Here is a 19,402-nt window from a genome sequence, read left to right on the forward strand (position 1 = left end):
AGTATGCCTGCAAATATCATTCAGCCAAACAGCACCCCGTTGCAAAAGGTCGACGTGGATACCGTGACACTCGACATCATCGAGAACGCCATGGCGAACGCCCGCAATGAGATGGATGCAGTCCTTTTCCGGACCGCCATGTCCCCCGGCATCCGCGAGCAGGGTGACGCTTTCCCGATGATCGCCAACCATGAAGGCAAGATGGTCGTGGGTCAGTTCGGCTCCTTCATCACTGGTTTCATGCAATCCTATAACGGGGAGATTGAGGACGGAGATATCTTCCTAACCAATGACCCCTACATGTGTGACGGAGCAGTCAGCCACCTGCCGGATTGGCTAGTGCTGGTGCCGGTGTTCAAGGATGGTCGTCTGATTAACTGGGCTGCCATGTTCGGCCACATGTCCGATGTGGGAGGCAAGGTTCCCGGCAGTCTGCCCACCGACGCCCAGACCATATTCGAGGAAGGTATCCGTATTCCGCCGGTGAAGATCTATAAGAAGGGTGAATTGAACCACGACGTGCTGGAACTTATCCTTCACAACGTTCGGATGCCGCGCTGGAATCGTTCGGATTTCAACGCGATTGTCGCTTCGTGCCGGACGGCTGGGCGCCGATGTGTCGAACTGGCGGGACGCTTCGGGGATGACGTCTTCAGCAGTGCCCTGGGCATGATGCTGGAGCGAAACTACATCGCAATGCGCGAAATCATCCGCAATGTGGTACCGGAGGACAAACGCTCCTTCGAGGACTATATCTGCGATGATGGTGCGGGTATTGGTCCGTACACCATCCGTTGCACAATGTGGCGCGAGGGAGATAAGGCGATTTTCGATTTTGAGGGAACCGATCCCCAGGCGCCGTCATCAGTGAACTTCTACCTCAACGAAGAAATGTTCAAGATGTTTTTCGGGGCTTTCACCATTAACCTGTTTGATCCGTCGATCCTGTTCAACGACGGATTCTATGACTTGGTGGAAGTGCGTATCCCCCAAGGCTCCATCCTCAAGCCGAACTTCCCCGCGGCGCTGTCCTGCCGTACCCATCTTTTGGGCCGGATCTTTGATGTAATGGGTGGGCTGCTCGGCCAAGGCACGCCTGACGCGATGAGTGCTGCGGGCTTCTCCGATTCACCGCACTTCATGTATTCCGGCTACGATGATAAGGGCGAGTGGTTCCAGCTGTTCCAGATCGGTTTCGGTGGTATTCCCGGCCGGCCGGTTGGCGATGGCCCCGATGGCCACAGTCTTTGGCCCGGCTTTACCAACGTACCCAACGAATTCGTGGAAGCCTACTTCCCGCTGCGCATCGAAACCTATGAAACCATCATCGATTCTGGTGGTGCCGGCAAACACCGCGGCGGCAACGGCATACGCGTAGGGTATCGTTTGCTGGCAGACGGAGAAATTTCCATCCACGATGATCGCTGGTTGACCTACCCCTGGGGCGTTAACGGGGGCGACCCCGGTATGCGCAGCCGGAAGGAATTGGTGAAGGCAAACGGCGAACGCCGGGTACTGCCGTCCAAGTGCGACCATATCAAGGTGGAAACAGGCGATCTCGTTGTCTTTGACACCTGGGGTGGCGGCGGTTGGGGGAACCCCCTGGAGCGGGACCCGGCGGCAGTGGCAACCGACGTGGTCAAAGGGCTGATCAGCGTTGAGGGTGCCCGTCGCTATGGTGTGGTCCTGGATGCTAAAGGCGCGATTGACCAGTCGGCCACCGAGGCCTTGCGCACAGAGATGGCCGGCAGTCGTGATACCGACGCCCTGTTCTCAAGGGGTGGCACCATTGAGCAGATCAAGGCTCGGTGTGAAGCTGAGACGGGATTGCCCGCGCCGGCAACGCCGGTTTGGAACACCGCAGGGGTGCACTGATGGCCCTGCCGTCAAATGTGCTGAAACGGGGACAGCGCTATGCGCTGATCCTCGTGGATCTCAGCGTCGGCTTTACTGACCCTTCACGGAGCCCACTGGCGTCCGAGTCTGACGACGTGGTTGAAGCCAACCGGGTGTTGCTTGAACGTTTCCGGGAACGCGGCTGGCCGGTTTTTTTCACCACCGTCGCGTATTCGGAGCCATCCCAGGCTTCGGTATTCCGGGAGAAGCTGCCGGCACTCAACGTGCTGGAAGCCGGTTCCGGGCTCGTGGAGATCGACTCAAGACTGCAACCCCGGAGCGACGAGCCGGTCCTCGTAAAACACTGGGCCAGCGGATTCTTTGGCACCGATCTGGATGACCGGCTCAAGGCTGCTGGCGTGGACGGAACGGTGGTTACGGGTCTGACAACCAGTGGCTGTGTGCGTGCCACGGCGCTGGACAGCCTTCAGCATAACTATCGGACCCTGATCCCGCGGGAAGCGGTTGGAGACAGGGATTCTGACGCCCACGAGGCGAACCTGCGGGATCTGGGGATCAAATATGCGGACGTTATGTCTCTCAGCGGATTGCTCGCGCTTCTTGACTAGAGCGGTGATGGCCGCCTATTTGGCCTTCCTCGGAGGGTGCGCGGCAACACCCGCCGCCCAGGAAATCGGTAGTAACCGGCAGGCGTTTCTGGAACGGCTCTCATCCGATCCGCAGGCCTGTCAAACCTACCGCGAGGCCTATGTGAATGGATTTCAGGAGAACGTTAGCGCTTTGGCGCAGTCAGATCAGGCTGGCCAGGCAGAGGCCGCGCGGCAGCTTAACCAGGCCCGTGAACGTCTGCTGGCGGCTGGATTAAGCGAACCCGACTGCGCACGCCCCTACTGCATTATCGAACCACTTCAGGAAGGTAAGCTCGAAACCTGGTGCGGCTACCGTCTGGACGCCGACAGGGGTGAGGAACTCTATCAATGGCTTGACTGGGAGACCGTTCAGGCTTTTGTGCAACGCCAATAACGAGGGCAACAAACATGGCTGCGCGTACGCTCTACGACAAGCTATGGCAGCGCCACCTGGTGGATGAACTGCCTGACGGTTCCGCGTTGCTATACATAGACCGTCATTTACTGCACGAAGTAACCACGCCCCAAGCTTTTTCCGGCCTGCGCTCGGCTGGTAGAAAGCCTTGGCGAATTCTGGCCAATATAGCGGTGCCCGATCATGCCGTACCAACCCGGAAACGAGCGCTCGGCGTTGCCGGTATCGCCGACCGTGTTGCGCGAAAACAGGTGGAAACTCTGTCACGTAATTGCGAGGAATTCGGTATTACGTTGATTGAACTGGAAGACGCCCGGCAAGGGATCGTACATGTGGTGGGGCCGGAGCAGGGCCTGACCTTGCCGGGCATGACCATCGTTTGCGGCGACTCTCATACATCCACTCATGGCGCTTTCGCTACGCTTGCCATGGGCATCGGTACCAGCGAGGTGGAGCATGTGCTGGCCACCCAGACCCTGCGGACCCAGAAACAGAAAAACATGCGAGTGGTGTTCGAAGGTCAGCCAGGTTTCGGGGTGACCCCAAAAGACCTGATTCTGGCGCTGATCGGGCGTATAGGGACCGCTGGCGGCAACGGATATGCCATTGAATACGCCGGTGAAGCCATTCGTAACCTGTCCATGGAAGGGCGCATGACCATCTGCAACATGAGCATTGAAGCCGGTGCCCGGGCAGGCATGGTTGCTTATGACCGGGTGACGGAACAATACGTGGAGGGCCGACCCCAGGCGCCAGTTGGCGAACGCCTGGACCAGGCTCGTGAGTATTGGCGCACCCTGGTTTCTGATGCGGAGGCAGATTTTGATCGCGAGGAGCATTTTCCGCTGGAAGCCCTGGTGCCGCAGGTAACCTGGGGCACATCCCCGGAGATGGTTAGCGGTATTGATGGCAAAACCCCGGAGTTTTCTCAGCTGGCGCCGGAGAAGCGGGAATCGGCCAGGCGGGCTCTGGACTACATGGGGCTTGAGCCCGGGCGCCCCCTCAAGGGGTTGTCAATCGACAAGGTTTTCATTGGTTCCTGCACCAATGCCCGCATGGAGGACCTGAGAGCCGTCGCTAATCTGGTGCAGGGACAGAAAGTGCACCGGTCGGTGAAGCAGGCTCTGATTGTTCCCGGGTCTGGCCAGGTTCGCCTGCAGGCAGAGCGGGAAGGTCTGGATATGATTTTTCGAAATGCTGGTTTCGAGTGGCGGGAGGCGGGATGTTCAATGTGCCTCGGTATGAATGATGATCGTCTTAACTCTGGCGAGCGCTGTGCCTCCACTTCTAACAGGAACTTTGAAGGCAGGCAGGGCAAGGGCGGTCGGACTCATCTGATGAGTCCGCTGATGGCCGCTGCGGCTGCGTTGGCGGGCGAAATCACCGATGTGAGGGAGGTGTAGGATGGAGGCGTTCAAAACACACACCGGTCTGGTCGCTCCTTTCGACCGGTCGAATGTCGACACCGACGCAATTTTGCCCAAGCAGTATCTTAAAATGCTGGAGAAAACCGGGTTTGCAGACTTCCTCTTTGATGATGAGCGATATCTGGACCCGGGTGATGTGGAAACCCCTGTCTCGGACCGCAGACCGGATCCCGGCTTCATTCTGAATCGGGCGCCCTATGACCGTGCTTCCATCCTGCTGGCCAGGGCGAACTTTGGCTGTGGTTCGTCCCGGGAACACGCGGTCTGGGCCTTAAAGGACTTTGGGGTTCGAGTGGTTATTGCCAGCAGTTTTGGCGATATTTTCTTTAACAACTGCTTTAACAATGGTCTGCTTCCGGTAATACTCGACGAGTCAACCATTGACGAATTGTTCGAGTTGGCCAGCGACACGGACGGTCTAGAACTGACGGTGGATTTGGAGCAGTGCGAGATTCGCAGTCCGAAGAAAACCTGGCATTTCGTGATTGAATCAGGTCGGCGGGAGAACCTCCTCAGCGGTCTGGATGAGATAGGTCGCACCCTGACTTTTTCTGAGTCCATTCAGGCCTACGAGGCTAAGCGAAGAACCCAGGAGCCCTGGCTTTTTGAGTAGAACCGTATTGAGGAGGGGATGATGGAGTTCAATAATGCCGAAGCGGATCGGGTCAAGTTGTGTCTGATCGGCAACTCCAAGCTCAGCAAGATGGTTCACTCCCTGATCCCGGAGTTTCAGTCCATTGCCGAGATTGTCATCATTGACAGCATCTTCAACGACGCCCTCATGTCTGCACGGCGCCTTGTAGAGCACGATGCGGTGGATGTGTTTATCAGCGCGGGGGCCAATGCGCACTACCTGAAAGACACACTGCCTGTCCCGGTGGTGCCGCTGGAACTCAGGCAGTCCGATCTGGTTAATGCCGTGCTCAAGGCCAGGCACATCAGCAACAAGATTCTTCTGTTGACCTACGAGCACCAGAGTACCTGGACTGAATTTCTCGATTACGTGGAAGGTGTCGACATCGAGCACCGTACCTACAAGACTGCAGAGGATGCCCGGGAGACCTTCCATGGTGTCGAGAAAGGCGGCATCGGTGTAGTGATCGGCTCCAGCTTTATCTGTGATCTGGCGGAGCAAGAAGGTCTGCCGTTTGTCATGGTCTACTCCCGGGAATCCTGTCGACACATGGTTCGCAAGGCGATCGCCGTCGCCGGAGAGCACAAGCGCGAAGGCGAACGCCGAGCGTTTGTACAGTTCCTTTTGGATACTGCAAGCAGTCCAACAATCGTTACCAACCGGGACGAACAGGTCATCGGATTTAACCGAAGTGCCCTGAATCTGGTAAGGGGACTGGCTCGCAATAAGCGCATCGATCGGTTTTTGGATAGTCGGTTTCTGCAAATACCAGATACGGTTGCCGAGGGTATTCAGGTCGGAGACCGGCTGTGCCAAGTCCAGAAGAGCGCCTTTGAAATCGATGGCCGGCGAGTGGGGCACCTGTATGCCCTAACTGCCGCGCCTCAGAGCAAACCCGGCTCTGAAGCTAAGACCAGCGGACTTATATACCAGTCCGGTCGCATGGCAGAGGTCGCGCATTTTCTTCAAGTTTACGGTGCGACTCCGGGCGCAGTACTACTGCGAGGGGAAACCGGGACAGGTAAGGAGCTCGCGGCGAGGATGATTCACGATTCCAGCGCCAATAAAGAAGGACCTTTTGTCGCGATTAACTGTGCGGCCATTCCCAGTGAACTTTTTGAGTCAGAATTGTTCGGTTATGCTGACGGGGCTTTCACAAGTTCGCGAAGTGGTGGTAAATCCGGGTTGCTGGAAAATGCCAACAACGGCACTTTTTTCATGGATGAAATCAACTCTTTGCCCCTGCCCCAGCAGGCTAAATTGTTGCGGGTACTTCAGGAGCGGGAAGTTCGGCCGGTGGGCTCTCGCCGGTCCATCGCCCTCAATATCAAATTCGTGGCTGCCTGCAATCATGACCTGATGGAGGAGGTTCGCGCCGGCCGTTTCCGGGAAGATCTCTATTACCGGCTTAATGTATTTATCGTAAACCTGCCGCCGTTGCGTGAGCGCCCGGACGACGTTGAGCCCCTGACCCGTCACTTTATCCAGTCACTTGGCCGGCAATACGGCATCGATGCCGATGAAGATGCTCTTGCAGACGTTCTGGTTCCGAGATTCAGGCGCTATCGTTGGCCCGGCAATGTACGCCAGCTTGAGAATCTTATGGAGCGACTGCTGGTGTCTTCCACGCTCTACACTTCAACGGAACAATTCGCGTCCCAGCTTCAAAGCCTGGCCCCCGAATTATTCGAGGCGACCGATCGTGGCCATGCCGGCTTTGCCGAGGGCGGCCATCTCCAGTCCGTTGAGCAGGAGGAGATCTTGAAGGTGCTGGATAGTTTTGGTGGTAACAAGACAAAAGCAGCGGAGTATCTCGGCATCAGCCAGACCACACTCTGGCGTCGACTGAAGCAGATGAGTGCAGATCCTCGTGTAGTGGGCAACGATCGATCTGGAGAATGATCTGACAATAGGTACAGAAGCGATTCACCTTGACCCCGACCCTTTGAAAACTTCTTCATTACCCAAGGCCACTGTGTGGGAAATCTGATATTGCTATCGGGCCTGGCAACGATTCATCAGAGTGGGTAGATCCTTGGTCCGGGGGATATTGATGCCCAGATTGATCAGGCAATGGCGAACATCGGGCGCGGACTGAATGCTGAAGGGCCGGGCGTCGATTGCATTTTCAAGATCACTGGGCATCTTATCGACATGAACCAGTTTGAAAGTGTCATAAAGATGCGGGAACGTTACTTTGACAAACCTTGGCCTGCAGATACGACGGTCGGTGTTTCCGCACTATCCTTGCCAGAATTGATGGTTGAGTTGGATGTGATTGCCACCCGGTCTTAACCGGGTGGCAATCAAGGGTTTGTTGCAACTGATCCCGAATCAGTTTCTTGTTGATCTTGCCAATACTGGTCTTCGGAATTTCCTCCACGAAATCAATTGGTTTCGGGGATCGTCCGTTTATTGATTGCGCCGCTATCCACGAATTGATCCAGGTGGTTATGGGTATCCTCGGCACTGGCCTGCTCACCGGGCTTCAGGTTGACCAGGGCGTGTGGGCGTTCGCCCCATTTTTCATCGGGCACGCCAGCATCGGCGACCGTAGGGCGCTGACTGATCAGGTTTCTAGATCCAGTGAAGACAGCCACTCACCGCCGGTCTTGATCCGGTCCTTGATTGTGATGGTGTTGTCGGGCTCCATGGAGGCTGGGGTGTGTCATGCGTATCGGGGTAAGTCCACATGCAAATTTTAAGTGAGGGAGGAACAAACTACGCACTGATTGGGTTTTATCAGTAAAACTTTGAATTTTTCCAACTGGGGGCTCAAACGCTGGGTAGCGCATCATAGTTTTCAGATGCTAAAAAGTTAAGAGATAAGGTTTGCGTCCTTGCAGACCTTTGCCCTGGAAAACTTCTCAGCGAAGCTGAGGCCACTACATTTACTGGGTCTTGGATATGCGATCAAGAACCCTTGGTAAATTGTCTTTCCAAACCGTGTGGCCGGAAATGAATTCAGTGCAGTCGACATTCATGGCGACCGGAACAGCCTTACCCAAGCCAGCAGGTTTAGATGTGCCAGCGGCTGCAAGTTGGTAAGCAAACTGGAGTACGCCGTCATTTTCGGAGAAACAGTTGTAAATTGATCCGGATACAGATGATGACGCCGCCAACCATGATTCAGTCTCTTCCCTCCCAACTGCTCCTCCCATAAGTACTGCATTTTTTACGAACTGTTTGTCTTTGGTTGCTAGGGCCATTAATGCAAAAAAGATGACCCGCGCGCCAAGAGAATGGCCCATTAAAGTAAAGGTTTTACCTTCTGTTCTAGCAATCGCTTCTGCTAAAAGTGCTCCCGCCTTTTCCGCTTTTAGCATTGCTGGGTGCCACGGATTATTAACCGCGAGTTGAGCAACTGATAGGGCACCAGCGCCTTTGCCAAAGGTAGTCGCTGCCGCTTTCGAGCCTCGCGCCATAGCTTTCGCAATCGTTAATGCGGATGTTCCGTTAACTCCGAAGGTTTGTCCCCATCGTGCGACTTTGTGAAGATTCTCGGCCTCCCAATTCAAGTGCCATAATTCTTCTGTACCGTAATCGCCTTTTCCCCTCAGACCTTTGAGCCAGTCTTGACAAGCTTCGAGCCACTCTTCGCTACGGACATCTTTAATCTCCTCCTCTGAAAGCCAACCGTTCACAACGATGACACAATGGTTTTTGTCTGGCGTTGATGCGCTGCGCTCTCGAAGGCGAACGAACTTATAGTCTGGAATGTCCTTGAAATAATTGTGCGCAATACCAAACCCGGCTTTCCCGCCGAGTCCCGCTCCGGTCGCAGTAATGATCGCGAGACCGCCCGCCCCGAGATTAGCCAAGGCTGAACTGGTTAAAGCTGCTCCTGATAGGGAAGAGATAGCCGTACCAGTTGATGCTGCGCCCAACAAGCCTGTGGTACCTATAGCAGCTGCGATACCCGGTGCGGCGAGAATAGCCCCCGTGCCTATAGCAGCGGCTCCACCTGTGATGGCGACAGTCTTCTTTGCGATATCGTAATAGTTCGTCACTCTCGGTTTCATGAGTTCGTCGAACTCGGAGAGATCCGATATTTTATCGTGAGCTTTTGAGAAGTCAGGGATAGTGCCGTCGTGCTCGGAACAAAATTCGTTGGTCCAGTTATCTGTAAAAAATTTTGAAATTTTTCCGGCTTTAGAACCGCCAGACAAATCACTGTTTTTGACATCTAGACTTGATGCTTTCGCCATGTTTTCGCAGTAGCGACAGAAGGCAGTCGGGAAATTGCATCCGCAGCATTGGTAGCTGGAACGACCAACCGTTCGTTCGACAGTTCGAACATGTTCAGTATGGTTTCCGCACCATGAGCACCATGCCTGAACGGACTCGGGTTCAGCTAGCCGGCTTTTTACTTGTTCGGAAGCGGCCTCATAGGCTTTAGACGCATGCTCTCGACTCTTTTCGAACGTTTCGCTAGCTTTTGTTTTAGCCTGATTGAGCTTGTCATTTATTTTATCGAACATGGGCCACTCCGTTGATTTATTGTAGTTCCGATGGGGTCAGTGTGGCTCTTTGCTCGATCTGAAAAAATTCAAATATGTATCGTTTGTGTTGCGAAAGCTTGAGGTTGTGTAATTGCTTGATCTTGGGTTCGACCGGCTACCTGTTAGATCCTGTGTCGACGATTTCGGCACAGGATTGCCCAGGGAAGGCACCTTGCTAAGATGCCGACGCCAACACCTTTCGATCAAACGCCTCAATATCCGAAACGTGCCACCTCGTTGAGCCCGAGGTAAGTTTTTTCGGGGCAGGGAATTTCCCCTCACGCACCCAGCGCCAGATAGTATTACGCGATACGCCGTAATGATTGCCAACTTGGATATCAGTTAAAAACATAATGTTTCTCCACTTGGGATTAAAGACACCAATCATGTTACGGGAGCGCTATAGTTCTTTGGGTTGGCTAATTGCCAAATTTTCTTAATTAGACCCAAGTGAACGGAAATCGGGCGGAGAGGGTGCTCGCAGAGCTTTCTGTGTTGTGATTTGCTGACTAGGTTGCGGTACGGAAGCGTGCTAGAGTTTCAGGGTCGGAAACGGAATCGAATAGGTCGCATTGTGGCTGAGTTCGGTTAAAACCGTTTGGATCGGCGGGAACGGTAAAACTTATGGGTTGTACCCAGAATGTACCCGGCGTCAGAAACGAAAAAGGCCAAACCCGAAGGATTGGCCTAAATCGTTGATCTAACTGGTCGGGACGGCAGGATTTGAACCTGCGACCCTCTGCACCCCATGCAGATGCGCTACCAAGCTGCGCTACGCCCCGAAAACTGCTGGCCAATGAGCGACTTGTGTCGGATCCCTCAGTGGCTTAGCGGGAGCGAAGTCTACACGAGAGCTTTGGAAAAATAAACATCCTTTTTTCTAAATCCGGTCATCCGACTCAGCGCAGTTTGGTTTCCCTCAGCTCCTTTATAAAGCTCGGCGGAGCGAAGCTCTCCGCGTCGGCATGTTCCCAGAACTTGTCGAAGACCGAATGGCCGGTTTCGCCTTCCAGCAGGGCGCCTGGCTCCAGGAAGTGGTAGAGGTCCAGATAGGATCGGATTTCGGTGCTCGACATCCGGCGGACGATGTGTTCGGGGCCGAGTTCAGACGGGTGGTTCAGACCCGACGCCTGCAGAAGGTTCTGCAGCGCGTCCATGGTGTTCTTGTGAAAGTTGTATACCCGGACACTCTTGTCCTCGACGTCCAGTTTCTCGCTTCGGCGGGGATCCTGTGTGGCGACACCGGTCGGACATTTCCCGGTGTGGCAGCTCAGGGACTGGATGCAACCAAGGGCGAACATATAGCCCCTCGCGGCGTTGCACCAGTCGGCACCGAGCGCCAGTGTGCGGGCCACGTTGAACGCGGAGGTAATCTTGCCTGCGGCGCCGATGGCGATTTCGTCCCGCAGATTGGTGGCGACCAGTGTGTTGTGTACCAGCAACAGGGCCTCGGTCATGGGCATGCCGAGTCGGTTGATAAACTCCAACGGGGCGGCGCCGGTGCCGCCTTCACCGCCATCGACCACGATAAAGTCCGGTCGGCGACCGGTCTTGAGCATTGCCTTGACGATGGCGAACCATTCCCAGGCATGTCCAACGGCCAACTTGAAGCCGACCGGCTTGCCTCCAGAGAGTTCGCGCAGGTGATCAATAAACTCCAGTAGTTCGATTGGCGTCGAAAACGCCGAGTGGCTGGCGGGAGAAACGCAATCCTCGCCCACCGAAACGCCGCGGGCTTCCGCGATTTCTTCGGTCACCTTGGCGCCGGGCAGGATGCCGCCGTGCCCGGGCTTGGCACCCTGAGATAGTTTGAGCTCTATCATTTTTACCTGGTCGAGCACGGCATTTTTGCGGAACATTTCCTCGTTGAAGGTGCCGTCCTGGTTGCGACATCCGAAGTAACCGGAACCGATCTCCCACACCAGGTCACCTCCGGGTTGCCGGTGATAGCGTGAGATAGAGCCTTCACCGGTGTCGTGGTAGAAGTTCCCCATCCTGGCGCCGGTATTCAGGCTGAGGATCGCGTTTGCCGATAGCGAACCGAAGCTCATTGCCGAAATGTTGAAAACACTGGCGCTGTAGGGCTTGGGGCGGTTTTTGCCAATAACGATGCGGAAGTCGGAATCCGGAATCCGGGTGGGTGTCAGTGAGTGGCTCATCCACTCGAAGCCTTCCTCATAAGTGTGCAGCAGGGTACCAAAAGGGCGTTTGTCGAGGACGTTTTTGGCCCGCTGGTACACGATCGCACGCTGTTCCCTTGAGAAGGGGCGCTCTTCCGTGTCGTCCTGAATGAAGTACTGGCGGATTTCCGGGCCAATGGATTCGGCCAGATAGCGGATGTGTGCAGAGATCGGATAGTTTCGGCTGACCGTATGTCTCGTTTGGAGGCAGTCGTAGGTTCCGACGGCGGAGAGTGCGGCGAAAATGATGGTGATGAGGTAGCCCTCACCGAGCCACAGGGATAGAGGCAGAGAGATCGCCAGGCCGGCAAGACTCAGTGCATAGACGGAGTAACGTATCGGAAAGATAGTGGTTTTCGCCATGTAGACCTCTGGTTGGTGGCTTGGGCGACTGCTGATCAGTATAACGGTACGAAGCCGGCTGGCCAGTCGATCGCTGTAGGCAGACCTTGATATGCCTCAATTTGAGCTATCCTGATAAGGATGCAAACGCGAAGGATTGTCGCTTTGATGTTTTGAGGTCGAAACATTAGACTGTCGCGTTTTTCACGTTCGGATTCCGATTCTGACATTGAATTTCAAGAACCAGGAGGCGCCAATTGTGGGCGAGGTAGTGAAAGACGAATATCAGACGGATTACGTCGCGGGCCAGGACAATATCAACGTCCTGGGCCTGGATCTCCATAACTGGGTATTCCCGGTGTCAGCGCTCATTGTCGTGGGTTTTGTCATCGGCACCCTGATGTTTCCGGAACAGTCCAAGGAAATGCTGGACGGTGCCAAATGGGACATCATTGCCAGCTTTGACTGGTTTTTCCTGCTCAGCGCAAACGTCTTCGTAATCGTTTGCCTGGCGTTGATCTTTTTGCCGGTCGGCAAGATTCGGTTGGGCGGACAGGATGCGAAACCGGAGTTTTCGACGATGTCCTGGTTTGCGATGCTGTTCGCGGCCGGTATGGGTATCGGCCTGATGTTCTGGGCGGTCGCCGAACCAACCGCCTATTACACCGGATGGTATAAAACGCCGTTCAACGTTGAGCCCAATACGCCGGCAGCAGCCAACCTGGCCATGGGTGCGACCATGTTCCATTGGGGACTGCATCCCTGGGCGATCTACGCGATCGTGGCGCTGTCTCTGGCATTTTTTGCCTTTAACAAGAACATGCCGCTGACGATCCGTTCTGCGTTTTTCCCACTGTTGCGGGACAAGGTCTGGGGCTGGCCGGGCCACATCATCGATGTGCTTGCGGTTGTTGCCACCATTTTTGGCCTTGCGACCTCCCTGGGTTTTGGGGCGCAGCAGGCGGCGTCCGGCCTGGACTATCTGTTCGGAACCGGTTCCGGCATCAACGTTCAGATGGCCATCATTGTGGCGGTCACCTCGGTGGCGCTGATTTCGGTTCTGCGTGGCCTGGATGGCGGGGTCAAGGTGCTTAGTAATATCAACATGGCCGTGGCCGGCGTACTGTTGTTCTTTATCATCTTTGCCGGCCCCACCATGAAAATCCTGGAAACCATGTGGGTCACCTCTTCCCAGTACGTCACGGACATCGTTCCGCTCAGTAACCCGTTCGGTCGTGAGGACGAAGCGTGGATGCAAGGCTGGACCGTGTTCTATTGGGCATGGTGGATTTCCTGGTCGCCGTTCGTTGGCATGTTCATCGCGCGGGTTTCCAGTGGTCGTACCGTGCGGGAGTTCATTACCGCGGTTCTGATCATTCCGACCGTGATCACGGTTGTCTGGATGAGTGGCTTTGGTGGCACCGCCCTCGAGCAGATCCAGGACGGCGTCGGTGTACTCGCAAAAGACGGTCTGACCGATGTGTCCCTGGCCATGTTCCAGATGTTTGCGAACCTGCCGCTGACCGAGATCATCTCTTTCGTGGGCATCGTGCTGGTTCTGGTCTTCTTCGTGACTTCGTCGGACTCGGGCTCACTGGTGATTGACAGCATTACCGCCGGTGGTAAAACCGATGCACCGACTGCCCAGCGTGTGTTCTGGGCCGTGATGGAGGGGGCTATTGCTGCCGCACTGATCTTTGGCGGTGGTGCCGATGCTCTGGGAGCCATTCAGGCAACTGCAATCAGTGCGGGTCTGCCGTTTACGCTGATCCTGCTGATCATGACCTGGGGGCTTCTCAAAGGGCTCAGTCACGAACGTAAATTGCTCGTTGCGCGGGGCGAACTCTGATCCTGTGCGGGCTTGAGTAAAAAAACCGGGGCATTGCCCCGGTTTTTTTTGGCCTGCACCACCGTTCAGGCGCGGGCGGCAAAGGTTGCCATGGCGAATTCGGCCCGTTCCTGCGGCGTAAAGTGGGGGCGCTTGAGTTTCTCGATGGTCTTCAGGCGTGGGAGTAGCCCCTGTCCGTTCGCCATCTGTATTGCGAGCCCCGGCCGGGCGTTCAGTTCGAGGAGCAGGGGGCCTTCGTTGGCATCGACCACCAGGTCTACGCCCATGTAACCCAGTCCGGTGGCTTCGTAGCATCGGGCTGCCATCTCGAGCATCAGATCCCAGTCGGAAATCTGGATACTCTCCAGCGCCAGCCCGGTATCGGGATGAAGAAGGGCCGGGCGATTGAACTGAACGGCGTTGAGACTCCGGCCGGAACCGAGGTCGAGGCCGACACCAATCGCACCCTGATGCAGGTTGGCCTTGCCATCGGAAGCGGTGGTGGCGACCCGAAGCATGGCCATCACCGGATAGCCGCGGAAAACGACAATCCGGATATCCGGCACACCCTGGTGGGAATAACGGGCAAGGCCGGGCTCGGATTGCACCAGGCTCTCAACGATGGCGACATCGGGTGTGCCTGCCAGTGAGTAAAGACCCGCCAGAATGTTGGTCAGGTGACGCTCCAGATACCCTGCATTCACCCGGACACCGGAACCCTTGATGTATTCGTCGCCGTCGCGTCCGGTAATGACGGTGATGCCTTTGCCTCCGGAGCCTTTGGCAGGTTTGATGGCAAAGCCGGCGAGATCCTCGGCCATTTCACGGAAATGCGAGATTTCATGCTGATGACGAACGACCTGGAGGAGCCTGGGGGTTTTCACTCCGTATTCGGCGACCACCAGCTTGGTCTTGAGCTTATTGTCCACCAGAGGGTAGGAGGCACGCTCGTTATACCGCGCGATGTAGTCCACATTGCGCCGGTTCATGTTGAGCATGCCCAGCCGGTTCAGTGCCCGAGGTGAAATCCAGCCCATCTCAGTCGTATACCTTCATGGGTGAAAAGCGTCGCAGTTCGGTCAGCTTGTAGCCGGTGTACTGACCCATCAGCAGAATCAGTCCCAGGATTACCAGGTGCAGCTCCGGGAAGTTGAACGTCAGATGGCCTGAGAGAGGCGCGCTCATCAGCAGATAGGCGCACACTGCGACAAACAGGCTGCCGGTGCCCTGGATCAGGACCTCGCGAACCCCTTCTTCTTCCCACAGAATGGACATGCGCTCGATGGTCCAAGCGATGATGACCATGGGGAAAAAGGTGACCGTCATGCCGGTATTGAATCCCATCTGATAGCCAAAGACAGAGAGGCCGGCGGTGATGAAAATTACCAGTATGATGAGCGCGGAAATCCGGGAGACCAGCAAAAGGTTCAGACTCGACAGATAGCCCCGCATCAGGAGGCCGATCGCAACAATCGCCACAAAGGCGATTAGTCCCGGAATGAGCGCGGTTTGTACAAAGGCCACGGCAATCAGAACGGGCATAAAGGTGCCGGAGGTTCTTATGCCGATGAGCATGCGCATGAAGGCCACCACGAAGGCTCCAAGTGGAAGCAGCAGCAACAGCCGGAACATGCTCTGCTCTTCGATGGGTAACTCGTAGAAGCCGAGGTAACCAAGACTGTTGGACTTGGACTGCATCGTGGCCAACTGGAGGGCAGGCACGGTCTGCCGAAGCATGGAAAAGCTTACCCGGGAATTGTCGCCACCGACCACATCGAGGAGGGAAGCGGATCCTTCCCGCCAAAGCAGGAGGTTGTCCGGCAGTCCCTGTTCCCCGGTTTTCGGATCAAAGGTCAGCCAGCGGGACCCATTATAAATCTGCAGGAACGGCATGAGCTGTTGCCGGCGCCGGGCGTCCTCCAGCCTGAGCCCGTCGGCCGTCCGTGCCGGTATGCCCGCGTGGTTGAGCATCTTGACGAGAAGCGAGATATTATCACCCCCGGAGGCAAGCAGGGCCGTGTTCTGGTTGGCGCCGTCCGGCCGCATCAGCCTGATCACTTCCCGGGTCATGCTTTCCGGGGTGCTGGAACGTTCCCTTGCCTGATCGAGAATTTCACGCACAGCGGTGGCCTGGGGTTCTTCCCAGAAAACGTCGTGGGCCCTGGGCTTGCGTGAGGAGAGATCGGGGCGATCGCGATCCGACGGCACAAACTGGGCTTTGAAATACAGGGTCTGTGGCCCGACGACGTCACGTTTGGTCCATTCCGCTCGCCGATTGCCGTTCTTGCCCACGATGGAGAAGCCGTAACCGGGCGAAGCCGCCTGCTCCGAAATGATGCTGAAACCGGGCGGTTGTTCCGGGACGTTGAGGCTGGCAAGAACGGGACCGTTGTTGCTGTCAAAATCAATCCGGGCTTCGACCATCCAGACCGGCCTCTGTTCGCCGGCCAGCCAGGGAATACCCAGCTCCATGTGACGCCAGATCGCCAGGGCAATGCCGGCGCCGATCAGGAGCAGTACGGCAACGTAAAACGGGATACGCGACGGATTGGTCAAGAATCGTCTCCGTTGGGCTGGGTCAGCTTGGCCGGGAGTTCGGTCGCGAACTCCTTCCCGACATCGATAAGCATCACGTCTCGCAGGATATTGCGACCGATCAGAACCTCGTAATCCAGATCGCTGCGGTCCGCCAGTGTAAACTCGGCGACCTGCTTGTGGTCGCCAATCGCAAACTGCAGTTCAACGACCACCCGGTGTTCGGACTCATCGGCGCTGGCCTGAACAATGCGTACCCGACGCGCGACTTCCTTCTCCAGTGTCACAAACTGGTCGGTTCCCGGCACGGGCACGTCGAACCGCACAAAATTGCGCCCGTCGCGTTCGAAACGGGTGATGTTGCGTGCGTCGATGGAGGACGTCTCGGCGCCACTATCGATGCGTGCGGTGTAAACCTGGTTGGCGTTGGCAAGGTAGAACTTTTCAAGTTCGCCTACGATCAATTTGCCATTCAGATGGGCAGCCCGGCCGAGATCTTCCGGTTTCGGGCAGGCGGTTCGTGGCTGAACCGGTGGGCATGAGGGCTTCTTCACCTGTTTGGCGATGGCGTTCAGAATGGTTTCGGTCGACGCATCCTGGCGTTCGATGAGTTGTTGCTGGCGGGCCGCTGCATTGCCTTCCATGGTCACCAGGGTTGCCCGCTGTGACTGCACCGAGTTGCTGAGGCCTCCCAGGTTGCTCTTGGGCACCATCAGATAGCGGTTAGCGGTGCACCCGGCGAGGAGAAGGCCGGCTGTCGCCAAGATCAGAACACGAGAAAACGTAAAACCAGCCGGTGAGTGACTGAACCCCATGAAAACCCCTGAGACGGCAAAGTGTGGAACCCTGGACATGAAGCCACTATGGTTCTCTGCCTGAACGATATTAATAAGGAGCGGAATTATACATTAACCACACCGTATAGTGGCTTTACAGTTGGTTAACCGGAGAAGGGCGTCACTTATTGAGCAGGGGGCCTTCGCCAAGATCGGTCTCGTGGCGCAGGTATTCCTGGATAACCGGTGAGCAGTTGAGGTAGAAAAGCAGCAGCTCCCTTTGCACATCCTGATCCTGAATGCGAACGGCAAAGCTGATCATGTCCCGGATGGCGTCGTCGCCTTCCTGGATTGAGTCCGGTTTCGCAACCTGTTTGCCATAGCGTTGCTGAAGCAGCCGGGTCAGGCGCTCAAGATGGAATTCGCCGGTGTGGGTGATGTGCGGCAGAATCCGGAAACCGTCGGGAAAGGATTTGTCCCCGTAACCGTAAATATCGTCGACAGAAGCGGAGTCGCTCGCACGGCTCGGCTGCCAGAGTTCAGCCCCCAGTTTTCGCCACAGCGTTTTCAACATGTGCTTCAGTCCACGGTTCAACGATCAATCTGCACCGGACGGCCCTCAAGACCGATTATTCCGGAAGCATATACTGTCCCTTTTAGTGGATATTACGGGGTGCGTCCAGACCCGGATTCACATTGTCCGATATTTTTACAAATCTTGCGGTGACCCTCGCAGTGTTCGTGTGACCTGTCGATACCAGCGCACAACGGTGGTTGCATACGTTAAACTGTATTCAATTCAGCGGTTTTGTTGTCTGTTACCGTAAGGAGCCATCAGAAGTGCCCGAAAACCTGACTCAATGGATCGTGTCTCATCCGGAGCTGTCTTCCGGCCTGACAATGCTTCTGGTTATGCTCGCGGGCGTTCTGGTGGTCGTTTGCGGTTTTCTGGTTCGGAAAGCGGGTCGATGGCGGTCGGTGGCTCATGCCGCCGAAGCCCGACTGGTGGCCGCCGAATCGGATCTGGAAGGGAAGACCCAGTGGATTGCGAGACTGGAGGAGGATCGGGAAGAACTTCGGGTTCGCACGGAACGTTTGTCCGGTGAGTTACACAACGTTCAGGTGACCATTCGGGAACAACAGGTCATGCTGGAGAGCGAACGTCGCAGCGCCTCCGAGAAACAGGCAATGCTTGAAAGCAACCGGGATGCCCTCAAGCAGGAATTCGAGAATCTCGCCAACCGGATTTTCGAGCAGAAGCAGGAGCGGTTTGCGCAACAGACGCGCTCCAACCTGGATACCCTGCTGAATCCGTTCCGCGATCAGCTTCGGGATTTCCGGAAACGGGTGGAGGATGTCTATACCACCGAGACCCGTGACCGCCAGGCATTACGTAGTGAAATCAAATCACTGCAGGAACTCAATCGCCAGATTACCGAAGAGGCCTCCAACCTGACCCGGGCGCTCAAGGGCGACAAGAAGATCCAGGGCAACTGGGGCGAGCTCATCCTGGAACGTGTGCTGGAAAAATCAGGGCTGCGAAAAGGGGTAGAGTACGAAACCCAGGGCAGTTTCCGGGACGGCGACCATCAGCTTTTTCGACCCGACGTGGTGGTGCATTTGCCGGATAACCGTAATCTGGTGGTGGATTCGAAGGTTTCATTGCAGGCTTATCAGGAGTGGGTGGGCAATGAGGACGAAGAGGCTCGGGAGGCCGCGCTGAAAAGACATGTTGAGGCGGTTAGAACGCATATCCGGACGCTGAGCGAAAAGGACTACAGTCAGTTGGAAACGCTGCATTCGCCGGATCTGGTCCTGCTGTTCATGCCCATCGAACCGGCCTTTGTGGCGGCATTTCAACAGGACGAGAACCTTTTCGCAGAAGCCTTTGACCGAAAGATTATTGTGGTGACACCGACCACGCTTCTGGCAACGCTGCGCACCATCGAAAACATCTGGCGTTATGAGCGTCAAAGCCAGAACGCCCGCATGATCGCGGACCGTGCCGGCGCCGTTTACGACAAGTTGCGGGTATTCGTGGAAGCCATGGAGCGTCTGGGCAGTCAGCTGCAGACGGCGCAGGGCTCCTACGATGCGGCGATGAATACCCTGACACGGGGAAGAGGTAATCTGGTCTCCCAGGCGAACCGGTTTGTGGAACTCGGCGTTCGTGTGAAGAAAGAGCTTCCACGGGGAATCCTGGACCAGGCCGAAGTGGACGCGGACGAGGCAGAGCCGGAAACGGCAGTCGACGCGGATAACCAGCAGGAGTAAGAG

Annotated in this window: 17 protein-coding genes, 1 tRNA gene and 1 pseudogene; 9 read left to right on the forward strand and 10 right to left on the reverse strand. The window is 56.0% G+C overall.

From position 1 onward, the window contains the following. Positions 1-3 precede the first annotated feature (3 nt). Genes MSNKSG1_RS02845 through MSNKSG1_RS02870 form a run of 6 tightly spaced genes read left to right on the forward strand, consistent with a single transcriptional unit; the run spans position 4 to position 6,864 of the window. On the forward strand, positions 4-1,875 hold the full coding sequence (locus tag MSNKSG1_RS02845; RefSeq protein WP_008937731.1) for a hydantoinase B/oxoprolinase family protein: 1,872 nt from the start codon (positions 4-6) through the stop codon (positions 1,873-1,875). Then, entirely contained in the window at positions 1,875-2,465 is a 591-nt protein-coding gene (locus MSNKSG1_RS02850; protein WP_008937732.1) for an isochorismatase family protein, read from the forward strand. The genes MSNKSG1_RS02845 and MSNKSG1_RS02850 overlap by 1 nt, the downstream gene beginning before the upstream one ends. A gap of 7 nt (positions 2,466-2,472) precedes the next feature. Continuing rightward, positions 2,473-2,880 (forward strand): hypothetical protein, encoded by a 408-nt coding sequence (locus MSNKSG1_RS02855; RefSeq protein WP_008937733.1) that lies wholly within the window; start codon positions 2,473-2,475, stop codon positions 2,878-2,880. A 14-nt stretch (positions 2,881-2,894) separates the two neighbouring features. Next, positions 2,895-4,304, forward strand: coding sequence for a 3-isopropylmalate dehydratase large subunit (gene leuC / locus MSNKSG1_RS02860; RefSeq protein ID WP_008937734.1), 1,410 nt, complete (start codon positions 2,895-2,897; stop codon positions 4,302-4,304). 1 nt (position 4,305) lies between these two features. Then, entirely contained in the window at positions 4,306-4,941 is a 636-nt protein-coding gene (leuD, locus tag MSNKSG1_RS02865) for a 3-isopropylmalate dehydratase small subunit (protein ID WP_008937735.1), read from the forward strand. A gap of 21 nt (positions 4,942-4,962) precedes the next feature. Beyond that, on the forward strand, positions 4,963-6,864 hold the full coding sequence (locus MSNKSG1_RS02870; RefSeq protein ID WP_008937736.1) for a sigma-54-dependent Fis family transcriptional regulator: 1,902 nt from the start codon (positions 4,963-4,965) through the stop codon (positions 6,862-6,864). Positions 6,865-6,957: 93 nt separating this feature from the next. On the opposite strand, the gene MSNKSG1_RS19245 is transcribed toward MSNKSG1_RS02870, so the two are convergent. After that, positions 6,958-7,107, reverse strand: coding sequence for a hypothetical protein (locus MSNKSG1_RS19245; protein WP_169331927.1), 150 nt, complete (start codon positions 7,105-7,107; stop codon positions 6,958-6,960). On the opposite strand from MSNKSG1_RS19245, the gene MSNKSG1_RS19685 reads away from it, so the two are divergent. Continuing rightward, entirely contained in the window at positions 7,036-7,257 is a 222-nt protein-coding gene (locus tag MSNKSG1_RS19685) for a RidA family protein (protein ID WP_008937737.1), read from the forward strand. The two genes, MSNKSG1_RS19245 and MSNKSG1_RS19685, sit on opposite strands and share 72 nt — an antisense overlap. A gap of 22 nt (positions 7,258-7,279) precedes the next feature. On the opposite strand, the pseudogene MSNKSG1_RS19575 reads toward MSNKSG1_RS19685, so the two are convergent. The 5 genes and pseudogenes from MSNKSG1_RS19575 to MSNKSG1_RS02895 form a co-directional block, all read right to left on the reverse strand. Beyond that, positions 7,280-7,621: pseudogene (locus tag MSNKSG1_RS19575) on the reverse strand (AMP-binding enzyme); the annotation flags it as partial. Between the two features lie 232 nt (positions 7,622-7,853). Beyond that, positions 7,854-9,443, reverse strand: coding sequence for a DUF726 domain-containing protein (locus MSNKSG1_RS18650; RefSeq protein WP_008937739.1), 1,590 nt, complete (start codon positions 9,441-9,443; stop codon positions 7,854-7,856). 196 nt (positions 9,444-9,639) lie between these two features. After that, on the reverse strand, positions 9,640-9,852 hold the full coding sequence (locus MSNKSG1_RS18855; RefSeq protein WP_008937740.1) for a helix-turn-helix transcriptional regulator: 213 nt from the start codon (positions 9,850-9,852) through the stop codon (positions 9,640-9,642). Positions 9,853-10,169: 317 nt separating this feature from the next. Continuing rightward, positions 10,170-10,246 (reverse strand) — tRNA-Pro (locus tag MSNKSG1_RS02890). Between the two features lie 117 nt (positions 10,247-10,363). Continuing rightward, positions 10,364-12,007: an FMN-binding glutamate synthase family protein gene (locus MSNKSG1_RS02895; protein ID WP_008937741.1), complete on the reverse strand. Its 1,644-nt coding sequence runs from the start codon at positions 12,005-12,007 to the stop codon at positions 10,364-10,366. A gap of 238 nt (positions 12,008-12,245) precedes the next feature. Here MSNKSG1_RS02895 and MSNKSG1_RS02900 point away from each other — a divergent pair, with 238 nt between their 5' ends. Next, complete coding sequence (locus tag MSNKSG1_RS02900) at positions 12,246-13,835, forward strand: BCCT family transporter (protein WP_008937742.1); 1,590 nt, start codon at positions 12,246-12,248, stop codon at positions 13,833-13,835. A gap of 65 nt (positions 13,836-13,900) precedes the next feature. Here the strand turns inward: MSNKSG1_RS02900 and MSNKSG1_RS02905 are convergent, their stop codons facing one another. The 4 genes from MSNKSG1_RS02905 to MSNKSG1_RS02920 form a co-directional block, all read right to left on the reverse strand. Beyond that, the gene (locus tag MSNKSG1_RS02905) at positions 13,901-14,851 is read right to left on the reverse strand and encodes an alpha-L-glutamate ligase-like protein (protein ID WP_008937743.1); all 951 of its coding nucleotides are present in this window, start codon (positions 14,849-14,851) and stop codon (positions 13,901-13,903) included. A 1-nt stretch (position 14,852) separates the two neighbouring features. After that, complete coding sequence (locus MSNKSG1_RS02910) at positions 14,853-16,370, reverse strand: inactive transglutaminase family protein (RefSeq protein ID WP_008937744.1); 1,518 nt, start codon at positions 16,368-16,370, stop codon at positions 14,853-14,855. Continuing rightward, complete coding sequence (locus MSNKSG1_RS02915) at positions 16,367-17,164, reverse strand: ATP-dependent zinc protease family protein (RefSeq protein WP_008937745.1); 798 nt, start codon at positions 17,162-17,164, stop codon at positions 16,367-16,369. The genes MSNKSG1_RS02910 and MSNKSG1_RS02915 overlap by 4 nt, the downstream gene beginning before the upstream one ends. A gap of 142 nt (positions 17,165-17,306) precedes the next feature. Beyond that, on the reverse strand, positions 17,307-17,699 hold the full coding sequence (locus tag MSNKSG1_RS02920) for a hypothetical protein (protein WP_040886598.1): 393 nt from the start codon (positions 17,697-17,699) through the stop codon (positions 17,307-17,309). Between the two features lie 266 nt (positions 17,700-17,965). Between MSNKSG1_RS02920 and rmuC the strand changes: the two genes are divergently transcribed. Further along, on the forward strand, positions 17,966-19,399 hold the full coding sequence (gene rmuC, locus MSNKSG1_RS02925; protein ID WP_008937747.1) for a DNA recombination protein RmuC: 1,434 nt from the start codon (positions 17,966-17,968) through the stop codon (positions 19,397-19,399). Positions 19,400-19,402 lie beyond the last annotated feature (3 nt).

This window comes from Marinobacter santoriniensis NKSG1 (assembly GCF_000347775.1).
GTDB lineage: Bacteria > Pseudomonadota > Gammaproteobacteria > Pseudomonadales > Oleiphilaceae > Marinobacter > Marinobacter santoriniensis.